Source organism: Arthrobacter pigmenti (assembly GCF_011927905.1).
In the GTDB taxonomy this organism is placed as follows: Bacteria; Actinomycetota; Actinomycetes; order Actinomycetales; family Micrococcaceae; genus Arthrobacter_D; species Arthrobacter_D pigmenti.
Genome location: NZ_JAATJL010000001.1, coordinates 462,606 through 483,360, shown reverse-complemented (window position 1 = coordinate 483,360; position 20,755 = coordinate 462,606). Strand labels below are relative to the sequence as shown.

Annotated in this window: 20 protein-coding genes; 7 read left to right on the top strand and 13 right to left on the bottom strand. The window is 63.2% G+C overall.

All coding sequences use genetic code 11. The features are described 5' to 3' along the window. Nucleotides 1-14: 14 nt before the first annotated feature. The 7 genes from BJ994_RS02365 to BJ994_RS02335 form a co-directional block, all read right to left on the bottom strand. Complete coding sequence (locus BJ994_RS02365; protein ID WP_342450234.1) at nucleotides 15-1,007, bottom strand: arabinan endo-1,5-alpha-L-arabinosidase; 993 nt, start codon at nucleotides 1,005-1,007, stop codon at nucleotides 15-17. Next, a complete protein-coding gene (gene arfA, locus BJ994_RS02360; RefSeq protein WP_342450434.1) occupies nucleotides 1,007-2,491 on the bottom strand; it encodes an arabinosylfuranosidase ArfA in 1,485 nt (494 codons plus the stop codon). The genes BJ994_RS02365 and arfA overlap by 1 nt, the downstream gene beginning before the upstream one ends. A 134-nt stretch (nucleotides 2,492-2,625) precedes the next feature. After that, the gene (locus tag BJ994_RS02355; RefSeq protein ID WP_167991076.1) at nucleotides 2,626-3,312 is read right to left on the bottom strand and encodes a DUF624 domain-containing protein; all 687 of its coding nucleotides are present in this window, start codon (nucleotides 3,310-3,312) and stop codon (nucleotides 2,626-2,628) included. A 2-nt stretch (nucleotides 3,313-3,314) separates the two neighbouring features. Then, entirely contained in the window at nucleotides 3,315-4,625 is a 1,311-nt protein-coding gene (locus tag BJ994_RS02350) for an arabinan endo-1,5-alpha-L-arabinosidase (RefSeq protein WP_167991073.1), read from the bottom strand. Between the two features lie 3 nt (nucleotides 4,626-4,628). Beyond that, complete coding sequence (locus tag BJ994_RS02345) at nucleotides 4,629-5,582, bottom strand: carbohydrate ABC transporter permease (RefSeq protein ID WP_167991071.1); 954 nt, start codon at nucleotides 5,580-5,582, stop codon at nucleotides 4,629-4,631. Between the two features lie 11 nt (nucleotides 5,583-5,593). Beyond that, nucleotides 5,594-6,493 (bottom strand): carbohydrate ABC transporter permease, encoded by a 900-nt coding sequence (locus BJ994_RS02340; protein ID WP_167991069.1) that lies wholly within the window; start codon nucleotides 6,491-6,493, stop codon nucleotides 5,594-5,596. Between the two features lies 1 nt (nucleotide 6,494). Next, a complete protein-coding gene (locus BJ994_RS02335) occupies nucleotides 6,495-7,832 on the bottom strand; it encodes an ABC transporter substrate-binding protein (RefSeq protein WP_209066484.1) in 1,338 nt (445 codons plus the stop codon). A gap of 281 nt (nucleotides 7,833-8,113) precedes the next feature. Between BJ994_RS02335 and BJ994_RS02330 the strand changes: the two genes are divergently transcribed. The 3 genes from BJ994_RS02330 (at nucleotide 8,114) to BJ994_RS02320 (ending at nucleotide 11,334) form a co-directional block, all read left to right on the top strand. Next, nucleotides 8,114-9,598, top strand: a complete 1,485-nt coding sequence (locus BJ994_RS02330; protein WP_167991066.1) for an arabinan endo-1,5-alpha-L-arabinosidase — start codon at nucleotides 8,114-8,116, stop codon at nucleotides 9,596-9,598. A 180-nt stretch (nucleotides 9,599-9,778) separates the two neighbouring features. Then, entirely contained in the window at nucleotides 9,779-10,795 is a 1,017-nt protein-coding gene (locus tag BJ994_RS02325; RefSeq protein WP_167991064.1) for a LacI family DNA-binding transcriptional regulator, read from the top strand. Between the two features lie 113 nt (nucleotides 10,796-10,908). Further along, nucleotides 10,909-11,334 carry a nucleotidyltransferase domain-containing protein gene (locus BJ994_RS02320; protein ID WP_167991061.1) on the top strand — a complete coding sequence of 142 codons (426 nt, stop codon included), beginning with the start codon at nucleotides 10,909-10,911 and terminating at the stop codon, nucleotides 11,332-11,334. A 77-nt stretch (nucleotides 11,335-11,411) separates the two neighbouring features. Here the strand turns inward: BJ994_RS02320 and BJ994_RS02315 are convergent, their stop codons facing one another. From BJ994_RS02315 to speB, 3 genes are read right to left on the bottom strand one after another with little or no spacing between them, the layout of a single operon-like run. Next, complete coding sequence (locus BJ994_RS02315; RefSeq protein ID WP_342450232.1) at nucleotides 11,412-12,416, bottom strand: nitronate monooxygenase; 1,005 nt, start codon at nucleotides 12,414-12,416, stop codon at nucleotides 11,412-11,414. Between the two features lie 50 nt (nucleotides 12,417-12,466). Further along, nucleotides 12,467-14,149 (bottom strand): thiamine pyrophosphate-binding protein, encoded by a 1,683-nt coding sequence (locus BJ994_RS02310; protein ID WP_167991056.1) that lies wholly within the window; start codon nucleotides 14,147-14,149, stop codon nucleotides 12,467-12,469. After that, nucleotides 14,149-15,132: an agmatinase gene (gene speB, locus BJ994_RS02305; RefSeq protein WP_167995796.1), complete on the bottom strand. Its 984-nt coding sequence runs from the start codon at nucleotides 15,130-15,132 to the stop codon at nucleotides 14,149-14,151. Before speB ends, BJ994_RS02310 begins: the two co-directional genes overlap by 1 nt. 190 nt (nucleotides 15,133-15,322) lie before the next feature. Here speB and BJ994_RS02300 point away from each other — a divergent pair, with 190 nt between their 5' ends. Beyond that, complete coding sequence (locus tag BJ994_RS02300) at nucleotides 15,323-15,721, top strand: DUF1801 domain-containing protein (RefSeq protein WP_167991054.1); 399 nt, start codon at nucleotides 15,323-15,325, stop codon at nucleotides 15,719-15,721. On the opposite strand, the gene BJ994_RS02295 is transcribed toward BJ994_RS02300, so the two are convergent. Then, entirely contained in the window at nucleotides 15,718-16,146 is a 429-nt protein-coding gene (locus BJ994_RS02295) for a VOC family protein (RefSeq protein WP_167991051.1), read from the bottom strand. The genes BJ994_RS02300 and BJ994_RS02295 overlap by 4 nt on opposite strands. 160 nt (nucleotides 16,147-16,306) lie before the next feature. On the opposite strand from BJ994_RS02295, the gene BJ994_RS02290 reads away from it, so the two are divergent. From BJ994_RS02290 to BJ994_RS02280, 3 genes are read left to right on the top strand one after another with little or no spacing between them, the layout of a single operon-like run. Continuing rightward, the gene (locus BJ994_RS02290) at nucleotides 16,307-17,266 is read left to right on the top strand and encodes a carbohydrate ABC transporter permease (RefSeq protein WP_167991049.1); all 960 of its coding nucleotides are present in this window, start codon (nucleotides 16,307-16,309) and stop codon (nucleotides 17,264-17,266) included. Further along, nucleotides 17,266-18,207, top strand: a complete 942-nt coding sequence (locus tag BJ994_RS02285; protein WP_167991047.1) for a carbohydrate ABC transporter permease — start codon at nucleotides 17,266-17,268, stop codon at nucleotides 18,205-18,207. The genes BJ994_RS02290 and BJ994_RS02285 overlap by 1 nt, the downstream gene beginning before the upstream one ends. Continuing rightward, nucleotides 18,208-18,495, top strand: a complete 288-nt coding sequence (locus tag BJ994_RS02280) for a hypothetical protein (protein ID WP_167991044.1) — start codon at nucleotides 18,208-18,210, stop codon at nucleotides 18,493-18,495. A gap of 89 nt (nucleotides 18,496-18,584) precedes the next feature. Here the strand turns inward: BJ994_RS02280 and BJ994_RS02275 are convergent, their stop codons facing one another. Then, nucleotides 18,585-19,970 carry an ABC transporter substrate-binding protein gene (locus tag BJ994_RS02275; protein WP_167991041.1) on the bottom strand — a complete coding sequence of 462 codons (1,386 nt, stop codon included), beginning with the start codon at nucleotides 19,968-19,970 and terminating at the stop codon, nucleotides 18,585-18,587. A gap of 201 nt (nucleotides 19,971-20,171) precedes the next feature. Beyond that, nucleotides 20,172-20,750: a cupin domain-containing protein gene (locus BJ994_RS02270; protein ID WP_167991039.1), complete on the bottom strand. Its 579-nt coding sequence runs from the start codon at nucleotides 20,748-20,750 to the stop codon at nucleotides 20,172-20,174. Between the last annotated feature and the right edge of the window lie 5 nt (nucleotides 20,751-20,755).

The following is a 20,755-nucleotide window of genomic DNA, read 5'->3' as shown; positions in this document are numbered from 1 at the left end:
CTGTATTCACGCGTCTACTCGTCTTCCCAGCGCGCTTCGGGCCAGCCGGCTTCCCAGGTCAGCGGAATCAGGCCGAGCCGGAACGCGCCATCAAGTGCTTCGTCATAGTAGTGGAAGGCCAGCACGCCGTCGGATACGGACTGACCGCCCGGCCCTATCCGGGGTCCGTTGGAGGCGAGCAGTTCGGTACCACCGTCCTCCAGCATTGGTACGCCGTTCCGGTCCAGGTAGGGGCCGGCGACGTTCTCTGACCGGCCCACCGCCATGTTGTACGTACTCTGGACTCCCTGGCAGCAGAAATCCTTCGACACAAAGAGGTAGTAGTACCCCTCGCGCGGCAGGATGTACGGCGCTTCGATGGCGTTGGGCGGAGACTGCCGGTCAGCTATGGTCGCCGGGGTGGCGCCCTCAGCCACCAGCCCGGACGGCCATTGCAGCTCAACCAGTTGCAGCCCACCCCAGAAGGAACCGAAGCTCAGCCAGGGTGTCCCGTTCTCATCCTCGACGATTCCGGGATCAATTGCGTTGAAGTCCTTACCGTCAGAGTTGATCACTTCGCCCTGATCCACCCATTCATACGCGGGATCATCCGGATCAAGGGTGGTGTTCGTTGCCAGGCCGATCGAGGAGTCATTCTTCCCGAACGTGGAGGCCGAGTAGTACAGATACCAGGTGCCCTCATGCTCGTAGAGCTCCGGCGCCCACAGATTGTCGGCGCCGGGCACAGCGTCGACCACCCAGTCAGGCTTCTCCTGCCATACTTCGCCGGCGTACTCCCAGTGCAGTCCGTCGGTCGAGCGGCGGATCTGGATACCGCCGTCCGCCACCTGTCCGTTACCGGTTGAGTAGACGAACCAGTCCTCGCCCTCGTCGCCGGCTACCAGCGCGGGGTCGTGCGTGAAGTAGTCGCCGGTCAGCTCCCACTCCCCCTGCGGTGCGGCACAGCCCGCCATCCCCAGCGCCGAGGCGAAAAGAATGGCGGGCAGTGCCGCTCTGCGGATATCCACTACGCGAGCGCGAGCGCCGACCAGGAAACCGGAGGCAGCGTCACCGTCAGCATGCCGTTCTCGAGCACTGCTCCCTGCAGCTGCTTCAGCTGCACCCTGTCCTGGTTTTCCAGGGTGTTCTTTGCATATACATCCTCGTCGTGAAGTGTCACCGCCTCCGTGATGGTGTGCGCTCCCAGATCCTTCACATCAATTGAGACATCGATGGAATCCGTCTGGCTCCGGTTCACCAGGAACAGTGCGGAGTGTCCGGCGTCGACAGTTGCCACGGCATCAACCAGCGGAGCGTCCCCGTAGACCTTCGTCGGGTAGGTTCCGGCATCGATCTGCGGACGGAGCACCTCGCCCTTCGCCAACCGGGATGTGACTGAGAAGGGGAAGAACGTGGTCTGCCGCCAGGTGTCGCCACCGGGCTCGGTCATGATCGGCGCTATCACGTTGACCAACTGGGCGAGCGATGCCGAGGCCACACGGTCATGGTTCTTGAGCAGCGTGATGAGCAGATTACCGAAGACCACGGCGTCGGCGACCGAGTACGTGTCCTCAAGCTGACGGGGTGCCGCACGCCACGCGTCATTCACTTCGTCCGATGCCTGGTGCTCGTCGAGGTACCAGATGTTCCACTCATCGAAGGAGAGCTTGATGGTCTTCTTGCTCTTCAGCTTGTGCTTCACATGGTCCGCTGTAGCAACAACCGTCTCGATGAAATATTGCATGTCCAGGGAAGAAGCAAGGTACGAACTCAGGTCTCCATCGCGTTCCTGATAATAGGCGTGGCAGGAGATGTAGTCCACGTAGTCGTAGCTCTGCTCCAGGACTACCCGCTCCCATTCGCCGAAGGTCGGCATGGAGGAGCCCGAGGATCCGCAGACAACCAGTTCCAGGTTCTTGTCGGCAGTCTTCATCGCCGCGGCGGTCCGGGCGGCCAGCTTGCCGTAGTCCTCTGCGGACATGTGGCCGATCTGCCACGGCCCGTCCATCTCGTTCCCGAGACACCACATACGGATGTTGTAGGGCTCTTTCACGCCGTTGGCGATGCGCTGCTCGCTCAGGGCGGTACCGGCGGGGTGGTTGGTGTATTCGAGCAGGTCAAGGGCAGCTTCGATGCCTCGTGTTCCAAGATTCACGGCCATCATCAGCTCGGAATCGGTCAGCTTGCACCAGCGGGCAAACTCGTCAAGGCCAACCTGGTTCGTTTCGATGGAATGCCAGGCAAGGTCGCGTCGGACAGGCCGGTTTTCGCGGGGGCCGACGCCGTCTTCCCAGCGGTAGCCGGACACGAAGTTGCCGCCCGGGTAGCGAATGGTGGTGGACCCCAGTTCCCTAACGAGTTCGATGACGTCCTGGCGGAAGCCGTCCTCGTTGGCCGTTGGGTGCCCTGGCTCATAAATGCCGTCGTAGACGCAGCGTCCAAGGTGTTCCACGAAGGAGCCAAAGATCCTGCGGCTGATGGGGGCCACAATTGCTGACCGGTCAATCCGGATGGTGGTCGGCGCTACAACCGGAAGGTCGTTGCCCTCGGGTGTCGTGGCCGCCGTTGGGTCGGAGGTGATGGTGGTGGTCACGGGTGTTGATCCTTTTCTATCAAATGGGTGAAGCAGGCAATGAGGAAGGGAAACTAGGCGGCTATTGTCAGCTGGTGCGACCTCCCGGGCGGCTGGTCGGCGGCGTCAGCGCCGTCGTCGTTCGGTAGCAGCGCGCCCAGGCGGTGGCCAATGACGACGCCGGACACCAGCAGCGGCAGCGACGCCCCCACCAGCGGAACCAGCGCACCCACCCCTGCGAACAGGACACCGAGCGCGCCGAGCGAAACCAGCCAGGTAATCGTCATGACCGGCGATGCCAGCGGAAGTATCAGGGCCAACCGCCAGGTCCGGCGCACCGTGTCGCGGTAGCGGGAACAGACGACGACGGCGGCAGCCGCCGACACCCCCACAGTCACCGACGCGATGATTGCGACGACGCTGAGGAACAGCCAGGCGGGATGGGTCCATGCCGGGTCGAAGACCAGCCTGGCGTTCGCCACGGCGAGCAGGGCTGCCAGCCAGAAGAGGCTGCCCACCTTGTTGGCATGGATGAACTGGGCTCGGTAGGCGGTCAGGTAGTCGCTGATCAGCCGGTCTCCCGGATCACCTGAGCGGAGGCGGGCCAGCAGCACGGTGGTTGCCACCGCGGAGGGGAACAATCCGAAGATTCCGAGCCCGGCGAACGTTCCGGCCAGGAAAAGCAGGTTCAACAGGACAAGCTGCATACCGAAACGCAACCAGTCCATCAGGCGGCCGGCCCAGCCGGGGTATTCAGTCATGTTCATGCTCCCTGGGTTCCGCTGTACACGACGCCGTCCGCGCCGATGCCGCTGAAGGACAGCGCCCGCCGATTCCGCGAGAAGTCCCAGGAACCGAAGACCACCGCGTCAAGAACCGATTCCCCGACCGCGAGCCGGACTTGCCGTGGCTGGCCCGCGGAGGTGGCCGCGGCGTCGTCGTGCACTGATGTGGGCGCAGCCTCGACCAGATCGGTGGACGAGGGGTCGAAGCGCAGTACGCGCCACGTGCCGCTGACCGGGACGGGAGCGTCCAGCCGCTCACTCGCGGGGCCGGCGTACGGCTGTGGAGAAACGACGGGCCAGCCGCCGGCGGTGAAAAACACCCGGCGCAGCTGAACCACGTGCTGGCTGGGATCCTCGACGAACCGGACGTGGTGCACCATGAACTGATCCTCGCCGTCGTGGGTTGGCACAGTGAGGATCGAATTGTGGCCGGGCGCCAGCCAGGCGGTGTCGCCGTCGAACCGGTAGCTACCGAGAATCTTGGTGCCCACCATGTGCGGGGCGGTTTCGGCGTCGGTCATCTCCGCACCGGTCGCGTCGCGGTATGGCCCCGTCATGGCGTCCGCGATGGCAACCCGGACGTTGTAGGTGTTGAACAGGGAGTCGTAGGAGGCGAAGAGAATGTACTTATCCGATGAACCCCGGTACTGGACGAACGCTCCCTCAATTGCGCGGTCAACCGATGAAGGCCGGCGCGCAATACAGGTTCCGAGGCTGCCTTCCTTGACCGGATGCCCGGTTACGGCGTCGAGGCGCAGCGTGTGGATGCCCGAGAAGAAGGAGCCGTAGGTCAGCCAGGGAAGCCCGTCGGAGTCGAAGGTGACCGCGGCGTCGATGGCATTCTGGGTGTCCCGTCCTGCCTTCGTGCGGACCACCAGCCCCTGATCGGTCCAGGGCCCGGACGGCGTGGGTGCCACGGCCAAGCCGATCGCGGACGTGTTGGAGCCGAAGGTGGAGGCAGAGTAGTACATGTGCCAGCGCGTCTGGCCCGCAGGTACGGGCCAGCGCACCACCTCCGGCGCCCAGAGCCCCTTGGCGCCGCTCCACGCGAAGGCCGGGGCGGGAACCCCGTCGAGAGCGGTCCCGCAGTAGGCCCACTCCACCAGGTCGGGTGATGTACGGACGTGCACGCCGGCGGGGATCTCACCGCAGTTCGCAACGGCGTCGGTGGAGAACATGTAGTAGGTGCCATCGTCGTCGCGCACCACCGTGGGATCATGCGCGTGGCGGGCGCCCCACGTCTCCGGCGCGCCGACCGGAACCGGCTGCAGGCTGCTGAGCAGGGTCATGGTTCAGCCCTTGGATCCGGTGAGCGCGATCGACTCGATGATCTGGCGCTGGAAGATGACGAATACGATCAGCACCGGAAGCAGTGCCACGAAGGATGCCGCCATGATCAGCGGGTAATCGGTCTGGATGGCGTACTGGGCATTGAAGTTTGCGATGACCAGCTGCAGGGTCTGTACCTCGGGGCTGTTCAAATAGATGATCGGCGCAAGGTAGTCATTCCAGACCGCCATGAACCAGAGGATGAACTGCGCCGCGATCGCCGGCTTGATCACCGGAAGAATCAGCCGGAAGAAGATCTGCAGGAACGAGGCACCGTCAATCCGCGCGGCCTCGATGATCGAGTCGGGAACCGAAGTCAGGTACTGCCGCAGGAAGAAGATCATGATGATGTTGCCGAAGACGAACGGCACGATCAGCGGCAGCAGCGTGTCCACCCACCCGATGCTCGCGAACATGGTGAACTGCGGGATCATCAGGGTGGGAAACGGCACCATCAGCGCAGCCAGCAGGCTGAGGAAGATCACGTTCTTGTAGGGCATCCGCATCTTCGCGAAGGCAAAGGAAGCCAGTGCGGAAAATAGGGTCCCTGCGATCGTGACCGTGCATGCGACGATCAGGCTGTTCTGGATGCCCGTCAGCAACGGGCCGGCGGTCCAGATGCGCAGGTAGTTGTCCCACACCACGGGATCCGGTATCCACTGCGGCGGAAGGGCGAAAACTCCCTCCTGGGTCTTCAGCGACGTCGAGAAGGTCCATAGCAGCGGGGCAACCATCACAACCGCGCCGAGGGAAAGCACGATAGTGACGATGAGATTGCCGAGACTATGGCGCCGCCGGGCCGACGACGGTGCTCGACGCGGGTTCGGCGCCTCGGACTGCGCTCGCGCGGTTTTGCTGTCCGGAATCTCCGACTCCGGCTTCAAGGGTGGCGAGGGTAGGACGCGTTGGGAGGACATGGTGACCTGCCTCAGTCGATCGAGAACTGGTTGCGGCGGTTGAGCCGGAACTGGATGAAGGTAATAAGGAACACCATGAGGCCGAGGATTATCGACATTGCAGAGGCATAGCCCATTTGCAGGTTGTCGAAGGCCTTCTGCCAGATGTACCAAACGATGGTGGCCGAGGAAAACTCAGGGCCACCGGTGGGTGTCATGATGTTGATTTCAACGAACACCTGGGATCCGGCGATGACACTCGTCACCACCAGGAAGAACGTGACCGGACGGACCATCGGAACAGTGATGTGGCGGAACTGCTGCCAGGCACCGGCGCCGTCGAGGGCCGCCGCCTCGTAGAGATGCCGGGGCACCGATTGGAGGGCCGCCAGGTACAGGAGCATCGAGAACCCGAGGCCCTTCCAGATGGCCATGATGATCAGTGCCGGCTTTACTGTTGCGGTGTCCTGCAGCCAGTTGGGGCCGTCGATTCCGACCAGTGCCAGCACCTGATTGATGAGTCCGAAGTCCCCGTTGAAGGCCCACTGCCAGAGGATTGCCACGGCCGCGATCGAGGAAATCACCGGCACGTAGTACACCGTCCGGAAGAACGTGGACCCACGCATCTTCCGGTTCATCGCGAGGGCCAGGGCCAGGGAGATGGCAAGGCCGATCGGTATCCCGATCATCAGGAAGAAGGTGTTGTACATGGCTTCGAGGAAGTAGGGATCCTTGAACATGGCCACATAGTTGTCGAGCCCGCTGAACACCGGCGCGGTCAGCCCGTTCCAGTTGGTGAAGGAGGCGTAGATGGAAAACAGCAACGGGTAGAGGGTGAAGAGCAGGAACCCGATCACCGGCAGGGCAACGAATGCCAGCGCGGTCAGGTGCTCCTGCCGGTGGAGCCGGGAACGGCGCGTGATGGTGGACATGCTAACCGCCGATGCCGGCCTGCTGGTTGGCCGAGTCGAGGAACTGCTGCATCTTGGGCTGAGCTTCCTTGACGTACTCTTCAGCGGTCTTCTCTCCGTCCAGGACCGGCTGGATATTCGTGAAGAATTCGTTGTACCACTCGGCGTTGTAGGTCAGGTCTCCCGGCAGCGGCCGCCCGTATTCCCGAACAATCTGGAGGAACTCCTCCTTGTTGGCCGGCTTCGTACTTTCATCCTGTGCCCATTCCTCGGCCATGTCCTCGAGGTTCGGAATCTGGACGCCCGCATCGGTAAGGGTCTGCTGCGCTTCCTCGTTAGCCGAGAGGTAGGTTGCCAGTTTGGCTGCCTCCTCCGGGTGCTCGGTGGAGTTGGCGACGGCGATGCCCAGCGTCCCGGTGTACGTCGCGGTTTCACCTGTGGCACCCACGGGGTAAGGGATCAGGTCATATTCGAAGGGCAGGTCCTCGTAGGTGGCGAGGTCCCAGGGCCCTACGGGGAAGAACCCGATCTCACCTTTCATCCACCGCTGGTAGGTGTCGAGGGTCTGGGCTTCCCCTGCGGATGGTGTGACCTTGTGTTCGTTCTGCAGATCAGCGAACCATTGAAGCGCTTCGGTGAACTCCGGGGTGTCTATGGTCACCTGTGTGCGGTCCTCATTCAGCCAGGAACCCCCGTTCGACCAGACGAAGGCCGGCAGGTTCCACATAACGTTCAGACCGGTGCCCCACTGGTCGAGCTTGCCGTCGTCGTTGGTGTCCTTTGTGAGCTGTTTGGCGACGTCGACGAACTCCTCCATGGTGTACGGCTTCTCCGGATCGGGAAGCGGGATGCCTGCTTCCTCGAACATCGTCTTGTTGTAGCCGAAGGAGAACGGGCCGACGTCCTTGGGTAGGGCATAGATTGCACCCTGTCCGGTCAGCTCACCGTCGAAGCGGTAACTGTCCACGCCGTAATCCCAGATGTTCTCCAGGTCGATGTTCGCAGAGCCTTCGACGTGCTCGGTGATGTCTTTGATGATGCCGTTCTTCACGTAGGCCTGGACCTCGCCGGGGCTGATGTAGAAGACGTCAGGGATCTGGCGCCCCGAGATCGCGGCTTTCAGCTTGGTGCTGTACTGGTCGGCTGTGGTCTGGATCATTTCGACCTCAACACCGTTGTCCTGCTCGAACTGCGAAACTGCCTGCTCGTAGGCCTTTTTGTCGTCCGGCCCGCCCCGGTACATGAACGTGAGGCTCTTCTCGCCGTCGTCGTTGCTTGCCGCAGCCGAACAACCGCTGAGCAGTAGGCCTGCTGCCGCAGTTGCTGCAATGGTTTTAACGATGGAACGTGACTTCATCATCACGTGGTCCTTTCGGTTAGAGGTTGGAGATCCGTAAGTAAGACACCAGCCGGGCTGGGTGGAAAGTCGATTTGCAACGTTGATTACAACGTTGCAAATCACAATGACATAGATCACACGGAGCCGTCAATAAGGCCGGCACAACTTTTTTCGAACGCTTTAGCCGAAGAGCTCAAGCCACCCCCTTGACGACTGATCGTGACCCATGCCATATTTTTCAACGTTGTAAATATTGCGCAAAAGCCACCCATCCTTCAGTCTCCCGACCGGAAAGGACCGTGATGACCGCGTCACGATCACCGCTATCCCGTCTACGAACCAGAACAGCAACAGCACTTGCCGCCGTCGGTGTCAGCCTCGGACTGATTGTCACGGGCACCGCAACCGCGCCGCCCGTACAGGCCGAAAACCAGGCTGGCTCTCCGCAAAGCTGGACAGCCCAGGGCAAACCGTTCACCACGGACCTTCCCGGCGGAAAGTCCGTGGTCGGCCAGACCTCACCAATTCACGATCCCGCCCTGATTATCGACGACGACGGCACCTGGTACGTCTACTCAACCGGTCTGGTCAATCGCGAGAACGGTGGAACCATCCAAATCTGGACCTCGCATGACGAGGGAACCACATGGGAGTACACCGGTACCGTGTGGGACCGGATTCCGGCCTGGATCGACGAGCACTTCTCCGACGGAGCTCTGCCCGGGAACCTCTGGGCACCCGAAATCCACGAAAACGACGGCACCTTCTACCTCTACTACTCCGCTTCCCGCTTTGGCGGCAACAACTCCCTGACCGCGCTCGCGACCAACACCACTCTCGATCCTGAGGATCCGGACTACGAGTGGGTGGATCAGGGGCTGGTGGTCTCCTCTCCGGTGACGGGGCTTGATCCGAACAACTCCGGGAAGACGTTCAATGCGATCGACGCCGGGATTGTCGAAGGCGAGGACGGCAAGCCGTACATGGCGATCGGCTCGTTCTGGTACGGGATCTTCCTGGTTCCGATCGAGTGGCCAAGCGGCAAGCCGGTGCAGAATTGGCAGTCCCAAACGGTAGATATCGCCGACCGGTTCATGCCGGGCAATCCCATCGAGGCACCGTACATCATGAAGAAGGGCGACTACTACTACCTCTTCGTATCCTTTGATTCCTGCTGCCGGGGCGGCGACTCGACCTACAAGATCGCGGTCGGGCGGTCCAAGTCCGTCAAGGGTCCGTACCTCGACAAGGAAGGCCGCGACATGTTCGGCGGCGGCGGAACCGTGGTGTTCGATGCACACGGCGCCATCACCGGTCCAGGTGGCCAGTCCGTGTTCGGTGACTATCTTGCCTTCCACTATTACGACGGCGCGAACGAGGGCATCCCCTTCTTCCCCACCCTGGGACTTCAGAAGATCAACTGGGTAGACGGTTGGCCCGACTTCAACCAAACGGTGGACGTTCCCGCGACGACCATCGCGCCCAAGCCGGCTGCCGCCGTCGTGGGGGGTAAGGCGACGTTCCGGGCGGAGGCGTCCGGCACTCCAGCGCCGGTGGCGAAGTGGGAGACATCTGCCGACGACGGCGCGACGTGGCAACGTGTGGAAGACCAGCCGCAGACTCTGAATGCCCGCGACGGGTTGCGGCGTTCGCAGCTGACACTGAAGCACCTGGCTACGGAACAGGACGGCTTGCTGGTGCGGGCTGTCTTCTCGAATGCGCACGGCACCTCTGTTACCGGGCCCGTCGAGCTCACGGTAAGGACTCCGGGCGCCGCCCGGCGCTAGTCGAACGGGACCGTCCCACCAGCGCTGAGTGCGGAGATATTCGCCTTTACGCACCGCTATTCCGTGATTATCCCACCACTCAGCGGGGTGCCGACGTTCGACAGCGTGGCAACGCGATATTCTGCCGGTGGGACACGTTGAAGCGTGTCCCACCGGCTCCAACCCTAGAAGGACATTCCGATGGCGGCGACGCTGCACGATGTGGCCCAGGTGGCCGGGGTGTCGTTCAAGACTGTCTCGAACGTGATTAATGACCACCCCAATGTACGGCCGGCCACGCGTGCCCGGGTCGAGAAGGCCATTGCCGAATTGGGCTACCGGCCCAACCTGACTGCCCGAAGCCTGCGGTCCGGTCACACGGGTGCAATCACGCTCGCCGTCCCCCAGTTGCGTCTCCCGTACTTCGCCGAACTGGCGGACGCCGTCATCACGGTCGCTGAGGCTCAGGGTCTTGTGGTGCTGGTCGAGCAAACCAGCGGCGAGCGCGACCGCGAGCTGGAGGTCCTGAAAAGTCCACGGCTGCGGATGTCTGACGGGCTGATCTTCAGCCCGCTCGGCCTTGGCGAGGAGGACGCCGCGCTGGTCACCGCCGAGGTGCCGATCGTCCTGCTCGGTGAGCGTATCTTCTCCGGAAACTGCGACCACGTGACCATGCAGAACGTCGAGGGTGCCCGTGCCGCGGCGGAACACCTGCTCGATACCGGGCGGCGGCGCATCGCCGTCGTCGGTGCCCACGAGGGGGAGATTATCGGCTCGGCCGGGCTGCGTCTGGAGGGTTACCGGCAGGCGCTGGAAGCACGGGGTATTGATTACGACGACGGCCTCGTTGCCTACACGGGCACCTGGCACCGGGCCAACGGTGCCGAGGCGATGCACGATCTGCTGGACCGCGGGGTGGATTTCGACGCTGTGTTCGGCTTCAACGACACCCTGGCTCAGGGCGCCATGCGCGTGCTGCAGGAAGCTGGGCGGCGGGTTCCCGATGACGTTGCAGTGATCGGATTCGATGACCTCGATGAGACCCGCTACTCACTGCCGACGCTCAGCAGCGTGGACCCCGGGCGTCAGGAGATCGCGGAGACAGCAATCAAGGTGCTCATGGAGCGCATCAAGAACCCTGCAGGTCCGGCGCCGCGGGAGATCATCACGAAGTTCACGGTGGTGGCACGGGAATCGACGGCGTCGTCCGCGGCTTGACGTCGTCGTCAACGTTGCGATCGGCGAGGACCGCTCCGGCACCAGTCGCGCCAGCTACCTCAAGGCGACGATAAGGCCGGCGTCGATCCCCCGCGCCTGTTACCCTCCTACCCATGACACCCAGGTTGAAGGGGCGACGGCGAGCTGTCGCGCAACTGCTGAAGGAAGTCGCTGCTTGGGCAAGCCGCAATGACGATGTGAAAGCTGTTGCGCTAGTTGGGTCGTATGCGAGAGGAGCTGAGCGTATGGCAAGTGACGTAGACATAGTCGTGCTTGGAGACGATCCGGGCCTCCTCGATGATCCGTCGTGGTTCCAGCAGTTACGTCCGGGATCACGACTTATTCGCACGGAGGCCTGGGGGCCTGTTCGTGAACGTCGGTTCCGTCTATCATCGGGACTCATTGTGGAGCTGGGCATCGCCCCTTCGAGCTGGGCAGATGTTCCCCTGGATTCAGGTACGCGTCGCGTTCTCCACGACGGGCATCAGATTGTCTACGACACGGGCCTCCTGAAAGTAGCCTCGGCCGCTGCCCTGTAGGTGAGCGCTTCGATGTCATGCGCCAAAGTCGGGCGTGGCGGACGTCTCGCATTGAGTACCAGCGTGGCTCCTGGAGGTTAGGGACTAAAGCGCTCGATGATCCTCGCCGCGGGCCCGGGCTGAGCCGACGCGAACCCGGTACCCGCCCAGAAGTGCGCTACATCGGCGTTCCCCTGCACGACGGCGGCCTTCCGCAGCGGTGCAGTCACATGGTGTAGGTGCGGGTACCCAACCGGGGCGTCCGGGTGGTCGCGGATGAACCTGTTCGTCAGGCCGCGGGCCACCCGCCCGGTGTACGCGCGGGTCAGGCTTGTGGAGGAGAAGTCGGTCAGCGCCGCCCGATGCAGCGGATTGGTGCCCGCCTCATCCGCCAGCAGCAGTGCGGTGCCGATCTGCACGGCGTCGGCTCCGCGATCGAGCAAGCGCACGACGTCGTCGGGCCCGGACACTCCCCCACCCACCGCGAGCGGGACCTGGGATACGGCCCGGATCTCGGCAAGAGTGTCTTCGAACTTTTGCGTGGTCGGTTCATCCCGCTGGTCAAGCGTGCCGCGATGGCCGCCGGCGTCCGGCCCCTGGACCGCCAGCGTCCGCGCGCCGCGGGCGAGCGCGAGCTCCGCCTCAGCGGCGGTGGTCACCGTCACGATCGGGAGGATTCCGGCGTCAGCGAAGGTCCTCAGAACCGCGCCTTCCGGACAGCCGAACGTGAACGAAACCGCTGCAGGCCGCAGGTCAAGGACGGCTTCGAGTTTCGCATGCCAGCCGTCGTCGTCGGCCTTTGGCAGCCCGGACTCCACACCGAGCTCGGAAGCAACACCCGCCAGCGAGGAACGGTAAGCGTCAAGCTCATCGGCGGCCGGCCGGAAGTCATCAGGGACAAACAGGTTCACACCCAACGGCCCATTCGTCAGCTGCTGCGCCTGCTCAAGCTGGCCCGCCAGGTCCTCTGCCGTGCGGTACCCCGCGGCGAGGAACCCGAGGCCGCCGGCGTTTGTGACCGCTGCTGCGAGTTCCGGCGTGGACGGCCCTCCGGCCATCGGCGCGCCGACGATCGGCCGGTCGAGATCTCGCAGGTCAAACACGGCGCTCCTTCGCTTGGTCCTGCACGCGCCCTCGGGCTTTGCCCACCAACCTACAGGTGCGTTGGCGCGAACAGCCTCAGCAGGGTCTCGACGACGACGACGTTCGGCCCTTCCGCTGCGAAGCTCGCCTCGAGTGCCTTCCGCACATCCTCCGGCGCTACCCGGACCGCGGGAACACCGAATGATTCGGCGAGCTTCACGAAGTCGGGACGGGTCAGCTCGGTGGCGGTTGCCTTACCGAAAGCACCCTCCATGTACTCGCGGAGAATGCCGTACCCACCGTCGTCGACAATCAGCCAGGTGACCGGGAGGTTGTGCTGGCGTGCAGTAGCCAGTTCCGCGATCGAGTACATGGCCGAGCCGTCGCCGGACACGGCCAGCACACGGGCCGGCTGACCCTTGGACGCCAGGCCGACGGCGCCGCCGATCGCCCCCGGGAATCCGTAGCCCAGACCGCCGGCGCCCTGCGCCGAGTGGAATTGTCCGTCCCGTGAGTCCCAGCAGCTCCACGCCCAGTAGGCGGCGATGGTCATGTCCCAGAACGTCTGCATGTCCGACGGCGCAGCCTCGCGGATGTCGTCCATGAACTTGCGTTCCTTGCCAAGATCCTGGGCGTCGAGCCGCGCCCGGACCTTGGCGAGCGTTTCGGCGACAAGCTTGCGGGGATCGTACTCCCCGGTCCGGGGCTCGACGGCGGTCAACGCGTCATCGAGCGAGGCAAGCGCCTGCCCGGCGTCGGCACGGATACCGAGCGCGGGCCGGTTGGATTCGAGAACGCGAGGTTCGGCGTCGATCTGGATGATCCGGCCGCGCGGCTCAAGGGTGAAGTAGTTGGAGGTGACCTCGCCGAGCGAAGACCCAATCACAAGGAGGACGTCCGCATCCTCGAGAACCTCCGTCACATAGCGGTCCTCAACCCAGGACTGAAGCGACAGCTCGTGGTTCCACGGAAATGCGCCGTTACCGCCGGGCGAGCACAGCACCGGAGCGTCCAGCTTCTCGGCGATGGACAGCAGCCACTTCTCGGCACGCCCGCGACGGGCGCCTCCACCGGCCACAATCGCCGGCCGCTTGGACTCCGAAAGCCACTTGACTGCTTCCCGGACCAGTTCCACCCGGGGCGGGTTGTCGAAGGGTTCGGCGAGCGCATCCTCCACCTGCGGGACCACGATTGAATCCAGCAGCACGTTCTGCGGGACCTCGACCCACACCGGGCCCTGCGGCGAGGACACAGCTTCGGTCCAGGCGTCCTGGATCGCAGATGGGATACCGGAGGCGTGCTGGATCAACCGCTGGCTCTTCGTGACGTTCGCGGCGGAGGCCTTCTGGTCATCGAGCTGGTGCAGCATTCCCTTGCGGCGGGCGCCGAGGCCCTCAAGCGGGATCTGGCTGGCGATGACCACCATCGGCACACCCGTGGCGTAGGCCTCTTGAAGGCCGGCGAGGGAGGTCAGCGCACCCGGCCCGGTGGACAGGAAGAGCACGCCAACCTCGCCGGTGGCACGGGAAAAACCGTCAGCCGCGAACGCGCTGTTGTTCTCCACGCGGCTGGACACGAACTCAAGGTCCGAGCGGGATAGCGCGTCGAACAGCCCGAGCGCATGCTGGCCCGGGATGCCGAACACAGTGGTTGCACCCAGCGCGCTGAGCGTCTCGACGACGAGATCGCCGCCGTTGCGCTGACCCGTGACCGGATGAGGGGGTACTGTGGCGTCGCTGTCGGTGGACTGCATCAGCCCTCCTTTCGGGTGGAGATTTCGTCGGCCATGAGGCTTACCAGGTCATACGCTACGTGGGATGCGGCGACGCCGGTGATCTCGGCGTGGTCATAGGCGGGGGCAACTTCGACGACGTCGGCGCCCACCAGGTTCATGCCGCGCAGGCCGCGGAGAATCTCCAACAGTTCCCGGCTGGTGATTCCACCCGCTTCCGGGGTACCGGTACCGGGGGCGTGTGCGGGGTCGAGCACGTCGATGTCGATGGACACGTAGAGCGGACGGTTCCCGATCCGGTCGCGCAGCTTGGCAACGGTCTCGTCGACACCCTGCCGGAAGACGTCGGAGGAGGTCACGATGCCGAAGCCGAAGCGGCGGTCATCCTCTAGGTCCTTCACGCCGTAGAGCGGCCCGCGGGTTCCGACATGCGAAATGGCTTCGGTGTCGAGAATCCCTTCCTCCACAGCCCGGCGGAAAGGCGTGCCGTGCGTGTACTCGGCGCCGAAATACGTGTCCCAGGTATCCAGGTGTGCGTCGAAGTGCAGCAATGCAACCGGCTCGCCCGCACGCTGGGATGCCGCGCGAAGCAAGGGAAGTGCGATCGTGTGGTCACCGCCGAGCGTGACCAGGCGGGCGCCGTCGTTCGTCAGGTCCAGCGCATTCTGCTGGACAGTTTCAATGGCCTCGTTGATGTTGAACGGGTTGACCGCCATGTCGCCGGCGTCCGCGACCTGCACCCGTTCGAAGGGGGAGATGTCCAGCGCGGGGTTATAGGGGCGCAGCAGCCGGGAAGCCTCACGTACGTGGTTGGAGCCGAACCGCGCGCCCGGGCGGTAGGATACCCCCGAGTCAAAAGGCACACCGACGACGGCGATATCCGCGCGCTCCACCTGGTCAATACGCGGGAGCCGCGCAAAAGTGGCTGCACCGGCATAGCGGGGAATGCGGGACGAATCGATCGGGCCCAGGTGCCCACCGGCGGTTACGCGCAGTTCTTCCATGTACTTCTTCTCCCTTGACTCCCCAAAACCGCGAGCTCTGTTCAGCACACGGAGTTGCCTAATAGGCATCAACTGTTTTGCGTAAGGCTAATTTGTGGCGAGGGTCTCAGTCAAGGCCGGATTACACAGCGCGTGCCTTCCGTAGCCCTGGCGTGCACAATTACTCCCACGAGGCCTTCAAGGAGCGCGCATGACCTACGTTCGAGATCCGCGAGTCGACACCTACATCAACGGCCTGCCCGAGTGGCAGCAGGCCGTGTGCCGCGAGGTCCGCGATCTGGTCCACGCGGCCGATCCTGCGGTAGAGGAAACAATCAAGCGGACAGTCCAGCCCTACTTCGTCCTCCGGGGCAACATCTGTGCTTTCCTCACCACGAAGGACCACCTCAACGTCTTCCTGTACGACGGCGCGATGGTGCCCGATCCTGAAGGGATCATCACCGCGGGTCACGAGAACAAGACCGCTCGGACCGTCGCCTTCTACGAAGGCGACGAGGTGAATGCGCCGGCGCTCCTGGCGATGTTCAGGCAGGTCATTGCGAACAACCGGGCCGGCGGCTGGCGCAAGCTGAAAGGGGCCGGCAACTAAGCCTGTTTGCCGATCCGCGCCTCAGCCGGGATCAGCGGCTTGTCCGCCCGCGCCCTGATCTGCTGCACTGCCCAGGAATTGCCGTCCGGATCGTCGAAGCCAAAGAAGGTGCCGCCGTCGCGCTCGTCAAAGACCGTGATGTCGCTGACTTTCACACCCTTGCCGAGCAGCTCTTGCCTCGCTGCGTGCGCATCGGCAACCACAAGCTGCAGTCCTTTCAGCGTTCCGGGCTTCATCGCGTCCATCCCCGGACCATTGCCGAAGACGATGGAGCAGCCGGACCCCGGCGGCGTCAGTTGCGTAAAGTGCATGCCGCCGGCTTCGGTCTCATGGTCCAGGTTGAAGCCGAGCTTGTCACGGTAGAACTCGACCGAGCCTCTGATGTCGCTGACCGGAACAACCACTACCTCAAGCGTCCAATCCATCCCTGCTCCTCCTCGTTGAGAATGTCCGGTCAGGGTACCGCGGCGTGCTCGAATGCGTATAGCCGATCGCTTCCCGGATTGGAAGATCAGCGCGGCATACAAAGCATGCTTATGGCTTACTCTTGTTCCAAGTGAACCCGCAATTGCAAGGAGGTGCAGCATGGCCACCGCGTTGGAGCCTCGCGGGAAGAGGCGCATCAAGCGTCCCCGCTGGATCAAGGAGCCGTTCAACCGGGAGGCTCGGGCGGGCTATCTGTTCATCCTTCCCTGGATCATCGGGTTCCTTGTCTTCACCCTTGGCGCCATGATCTACAGCCTGGTCATCTCCTTCACCAACTACGATCTGTCAACCAATACGGCAGCTCCCGTGGGCTTCAGCAACTATGAGCGCCTCCTGGAAGACCCTAAAGTGATGACCTCACTGGGCAACACCCTGTACTACGCTGTCCTGTCAGTCCCACTCGAGATCTGCTTCGCGCTCCTGCTCGCCTACCTGCTGCACCGGATCCCCGACCGCGGAGCCGGCGTATTCCGGGTCATCTACTACCTTCCCAAAATGACCCCCTCGGTAGCAGCCGCTTCCATCTTCCTGCTGCTCCTGAACGGCAACTCGGGCGCAATCAACACTTTCCTGGGTTGGTTCGGCATCGACGGGCCGCAATGGCTGATCGACCCAACCTGGATGAAGCCCTCGATCATCCTCATCGGCTTGTGGAGCGTCAGCGGGACCATGCTCATCCTGTTGGCGGCGCTCAAGAACGTCCCGAAAGACCTGTATGAAGCAGCAGCGCTCGACGGCGCGGGAGCCGTGCGGCAGTTCTTCAGCGTGACCGTGCCGATGATCTCGAACGCACTGTTCTTCTGCACCATTGTGCTGACCATCGCGGCGCTCCAGATCTTCGATCAGGCCTTCCTGCTGTTCTACCGCGACACCACCAACGCCGCTCCCGACGCCGCCCTCTTTGTCGGCGTCTACCTGTTCCAGCAGGCGTTCCAGCAATTCAATATGGGCTTCGCCGCGGCGATAGCCTGGCTGCTCTTCGTGATCATCCTCCTGGTCACGGTGGTCCAGGTTCGGTTCGGGAACAAGCTCGTCTACTACGAAGGGGGTAGGAGCTGATGGCATCCGTCGTCAATTCGCAGCCGCAGGCGCTCGCTGAGTCCAATCCGGACAACAGGTCCGCTGCGGCAAAATCCCGAACCTCCCCCTGGTACAAACCGCGCGGCATCATTGGGCAGACAGTGCTCTGGGCCCTCCTCATCGGGTTCTCCATCCTCTTCCTGTACCCCTTCGTCTGGCTGCTCTCAGCCACGTTCAAACCACGGGAAGACGTCTTCGACAACCGCCTGATCCCCGAAACCTGGGTCTTCGACAACTACGTGCAGGTCTGGGAACAACTCCCGCTACTCTCCTGGCTGGGCAACAGTTTCACCATCGCACTGCTGGCCGCCGGCCTGGTGACCATCTCGAGCTCGATCGTGGCCTTCGGCTTCGCGTACTTCCGGTTCCCGTTCCGCAACCTCCTGTTCGGGCTGGTGCTCGGCACCATGATGCTGCCCGGAGCCGTGACGCTCATTCCCCAGTACCTGATCTGGAAGGACCTGGGCTTCCTCGGCACCAACGTTCCGCTGTGGGGCGCAAACCTGTTTGGGTCAGCCTTCTACATCTTCCTTCAGCGCCAGTTCTTCCTCGGGCTACCGCGGGACATCTTCGAGGCCGCCCGCATTGACGGCTGCAGTTACTTCGGACTGTTTCGGCGCATTGCACTGCCGCTGTCCATACCGTCATTCATCATCGTGTTCGTCTTTGAGTTCCAGGCCAGCTGGACCAACCTGCAGGCGCCGCTGGTGTACCTGAATTTCGGACAGCCCTCTGAGTACACGGTCCCGCTCGGCATCTCCTATGCAATGTCCCTGTTCAGTCCCACCTCGGGCGGAGAGGCGGATTACCAGTACGTCATGACGGCGGCGCTGCTGGTCACGCTGCCGATGCTGATCCTGTTCGCGATCGGGCAACGCTACTTCATCGAGGGGCTCGCAGGGCAGGGGCGCAAGGGCTGATTGACCCACACGCTGCGCGACCGATGGAACCCCGGCTTTGCCCATCTCGACGGCGGCAGCTTGAAATTTCAGCCCGAAACCACCCGGGGAGGTCCAACTCCGTCACCGGTTGGCGATCTCAAAGTGTTCGAGGATGTTAGCGCGGGAAACATCGTGGAACGGTCCGGCGAGCTCGCACGCACCCTGCACAGGACGTGGAAGGTGCTTGAGCTGAGCACTCAGAACGGAACCATCCATGTGGCAGCTCGCGAGGCCGCCCTGGATCTCATCAGCACCGGATCCGCGTAGCGCGGCCCAATGCCACCGAAGGGGCCGCCGTCGTCGTCATCAAACGAGGAAAGCGGGCCGGCGAAAGCCAGCCCGCTTAGCCGTAGAAGCTACTGCGCGGCTGCTGTTGCCTGTTCGTAGACCAGCATCGCCGCGGCCTGGGCGTCACCGAGTGCTTGCTCGATGGTCTTGTCACCGGACATCGCCGGGGCAATCGCATTCTGCAGTTCCGTCTGGATTTCGAGGCCCGCCGGTGACGAACCCAGAGAGACGCCGTTCTCCAGTCCCTGATAGTAGGAGTCGATCAACTCGTCAAAGCCTTCGAGACCCGAAGGCTCCAGGAACTCCTCCTGAATCATCTGGTCCGCGGTCTGGGAGCCCGTGAAGATGCCCGTGAAGACCTTGCCGGGCGCTTCCTCGATCGATTGCATCCGGGCTTCTGCGGCTGCCCTCCACGCTTCGTCGGAGGTGTTCGCCACCGCCCACTTGCACGCCGCGGCCTTGTTCTTGGCCCCGGTGGGAATCACGTAGGACTGGCCGCTGGCGGCCGCCATCGGCTCGCCGTCCTGGTTCCGCAACGGCACACCGGAAATTTCGAGCTCGTTCGCGAAATCAGCAAGCACGTTGGGGTACCACTGGGCGTACAACCCGGCACCAACCTGGTCAGTGACGAACTGATTGTCCGCGCCGAAGAAATCCCAGGTCTGGCCGAAGCTGTAGGCAGCCTCATAGCCGCCCTGCGCGTCGTAGATTTCCTTCAGCCAGGTCAGCGCTTCGATGTTCGCAGGATTATCCAGCGTGGGCTTGCCTTCCCCGTCCATGATCGCGCCGCCGAAGGCGAGGAACCAGATGTGCGCCTGGGCCGGCAACTGCGGATCGAAGCCCAGGCGGGTCGGGTTCTCGCCGTCGGACTCATACATGGCTTCCGCAGCTTCGAGGACGGCTTCCGGGTTGGACGTATCGAGGTCTTCGGGGGTGACGCCTGCCTCTTCCATGACGCGGGTGTTCATGATGATGGCCCATGGCTGCCAGAACTGGGGGATGCCGTAAATTTGTCCGTCATACGTGACGTCGCCGAGCACCGCCGGGTAGTAGTGCTCCTCGGCATTCACACCCTGCGCGGTGAAGCACTCGTCCACGGGTTCGACGAGTCCCTTGGCCGCATAGGTTGCAACAAATTGCCGGTCCATCAGCGTCAGGTCCGGAAGGGTGCCGCTGGCAGCCTGGGCAGCGAAGCGCTGCGGGTCAAAGTCGCTTTCGTTGATCGTGACTTCCACACCGTCTTCTTCGAGGGCAGCTGTCGCGAAGTCCGCGCGGGAGGTGGCAACCTCGTCACCGAGGGTGAAGCCGCCGGCCGATAAGGCGCCTGAGATCTCTGCCCCGTAGTCCACTTCTTCACCGGAGTCGGCTGGCCCGCCGCCTCCACCGCACGCGGTCGCGGTCAAGGCAATGACCGTAGCAGCGGCAAGTGACGCCGCAGTCCGAGAAGTCTTCATAGCTTCAGTCCCTTCACAAGCTCTTCCGCCGACACAGGCGCGCGGATCGTTGAGGCGTGGAGGCTTTCAGCGGACTTTCGACGCCGGCCACAAGCCTTTTCGATCGCACCCGGACGCCGGTCCCTGTATAGACCGCCGTCTTCGATCAGTATTCCATAAGCCAGCTTGGTATCCCGGTAACGATTAGAGCGTCAAACCGCGTCAACCCCCGGATGCCGCCGGGACCAGCGTCCACAGGATCACGGCTTCCTCATCCGATGGGTTGACCCAGGTGTGCGGCTCCCGGCCGGGGAAAGTGACGGTATCCCCCGCCTCCATCTCGTACCGCGCGTTCGAGAAGATCAGTTCAAAGCGGCCCGCAACGATATGCAGCGTCTCCACTTCGCAGTCCACGGAGTACAACTCAGCTTCGCCTCGCCCGTAAGGCTCGACGACGGCGCGGATCATCTGGAGCCGGCGTTCAGACCGCGCGGTCATGAGCCGTTCATTGATCCCTTCCCCGCCGAGGCTGATCTTCGGCGCCTCGCCAAGCCGGGTGAGGTGCGTTTCAGGGACGGTGAACAGGTCGCCGATTGAGATGGAGAGGACCTGGCACAGGGTCACGAGCGAAGCGACTGACGGCGAGGTCAGGTCCCGCTCCACCCTGCTGAGGAATCCCTTGGTCAGCCCGGTGGAGTCCGCCACCTGCTCGATCGTCATGCGCTGCGCCTGACGGGCAGAACGAATCCGCGAACCTATCGCAACGGGTGCGTTGCTTGGTTCGACTGGCAGAGCCTTCATCTTTG

Coding starts and splice junctions, on each gene's coding strand:
- BJ994_RS02310 (WP_167991056.1), bottom strand. CDS start 14,149: ATGCAGTCCACCGACAGCGACGCCACAGTACCCCCTCATCCGGTCACG.
- BJ994_RS02350 (WP_167991073.1), bottom strand. CDS start 4,625: ATGACCCTGCTCAGCAGCCTGCAGCCGGTTCCGGTCGGCGCGCCGGAG.
- BJ994_RS02300 (WP_167991054.1), top strand. CDS start 15,323: ATGACCTACGTTCGAGATCCGCGAGTCGACACCTACATCAACGGCCTG.
- BJ994_RS02270 (WP_167991039.1), bottom strand. CDS start 20,750: ATGAAGGCTCTGCCAGTCGAACCAAGCAACGCACCCGTTGCGATAGGT.
- BJ994_RS02285 (WP_167991047.1), top strand. CDS start 17,266: ATGGCATCCGTCGTCAATTCGCAGCCGCAGGCGCTCGCTGAGTCCAAT.
- BJ994_RS02345 (WP_167991071.1), bottom strand. CDS start 5,582: ATGTCCTCCCAACGCGTCCTACCCTCGCCACCCTTGAAGCCGGAGTCG.
- BJ994_RS02340 (WP_167991069.1), bottom strand. CDS start 6,493: ATGTCCACCATCACGCGCCGTTCCCGGCTCCACCGGCAGGAGCACCTG.
- BJ994_RS02320 (WP_167991061.1), top strand. CDS start 10,909: ATGACACCCAGGTTGAAGGGGCGACGGCGAGCTGTCGCGCAACTGCTG.
- BJ994_RS02355 (WP_167991076.1), bottom strand. CDS start 3,312: ATGACTGAATACCCCGGCTGGGCCGGCCGCCTGATGGACTGGTTGCGT.
- BJ994_RS02295 (WP_167991051.1), bottom strand. CDS start 16,146: ATGGATTGGACGCTTGAGGTAGTGGTTGTTCCGGTCAGCGACATCAGA.
- BJ994_RS02335 (WP_209066484.1), bottom strand. CDS start 7,832: ATGATGAAGTCACGTTCCATCGTTAAAACCATTGCAGCAACTGCGGCA.
- BJ994_RS02290 (WP_167991049.1), top strand. CDS start 16,307: ATGGCCACCGCGTTGGAGCCTCGCGGGAAGAGGCGCATCAAGCGTCCC.
- BJ994_RS02330 (WP_167991066.1), top strand. CDS start 8,114: ATGACCGCGTCACGATCACCGCTATCCCGTCTACGAACCAGAACAGCA.
- speB (WP_167995796.1), bottom strand. CDS start 15,132: ATGGAAGAACTGCGCGTAACCGCCGGTGGGCACCTGGGCCCGATCGAT.
- BJ994_RS02325 (WP_167991064.1), top strand. CDS start 9,779: ATGGCGGCGACGCTGCACGATGTGGCCCAGGTGGCCGGGGTGTCGTTC.
- BJ994_RS02275 (WP_167991041.1), bottom strand. CDS start 19,970: ATGAAGACTTCTCGGACTGCGGCGTCACTTGCCGCTGCTACGGTCATT.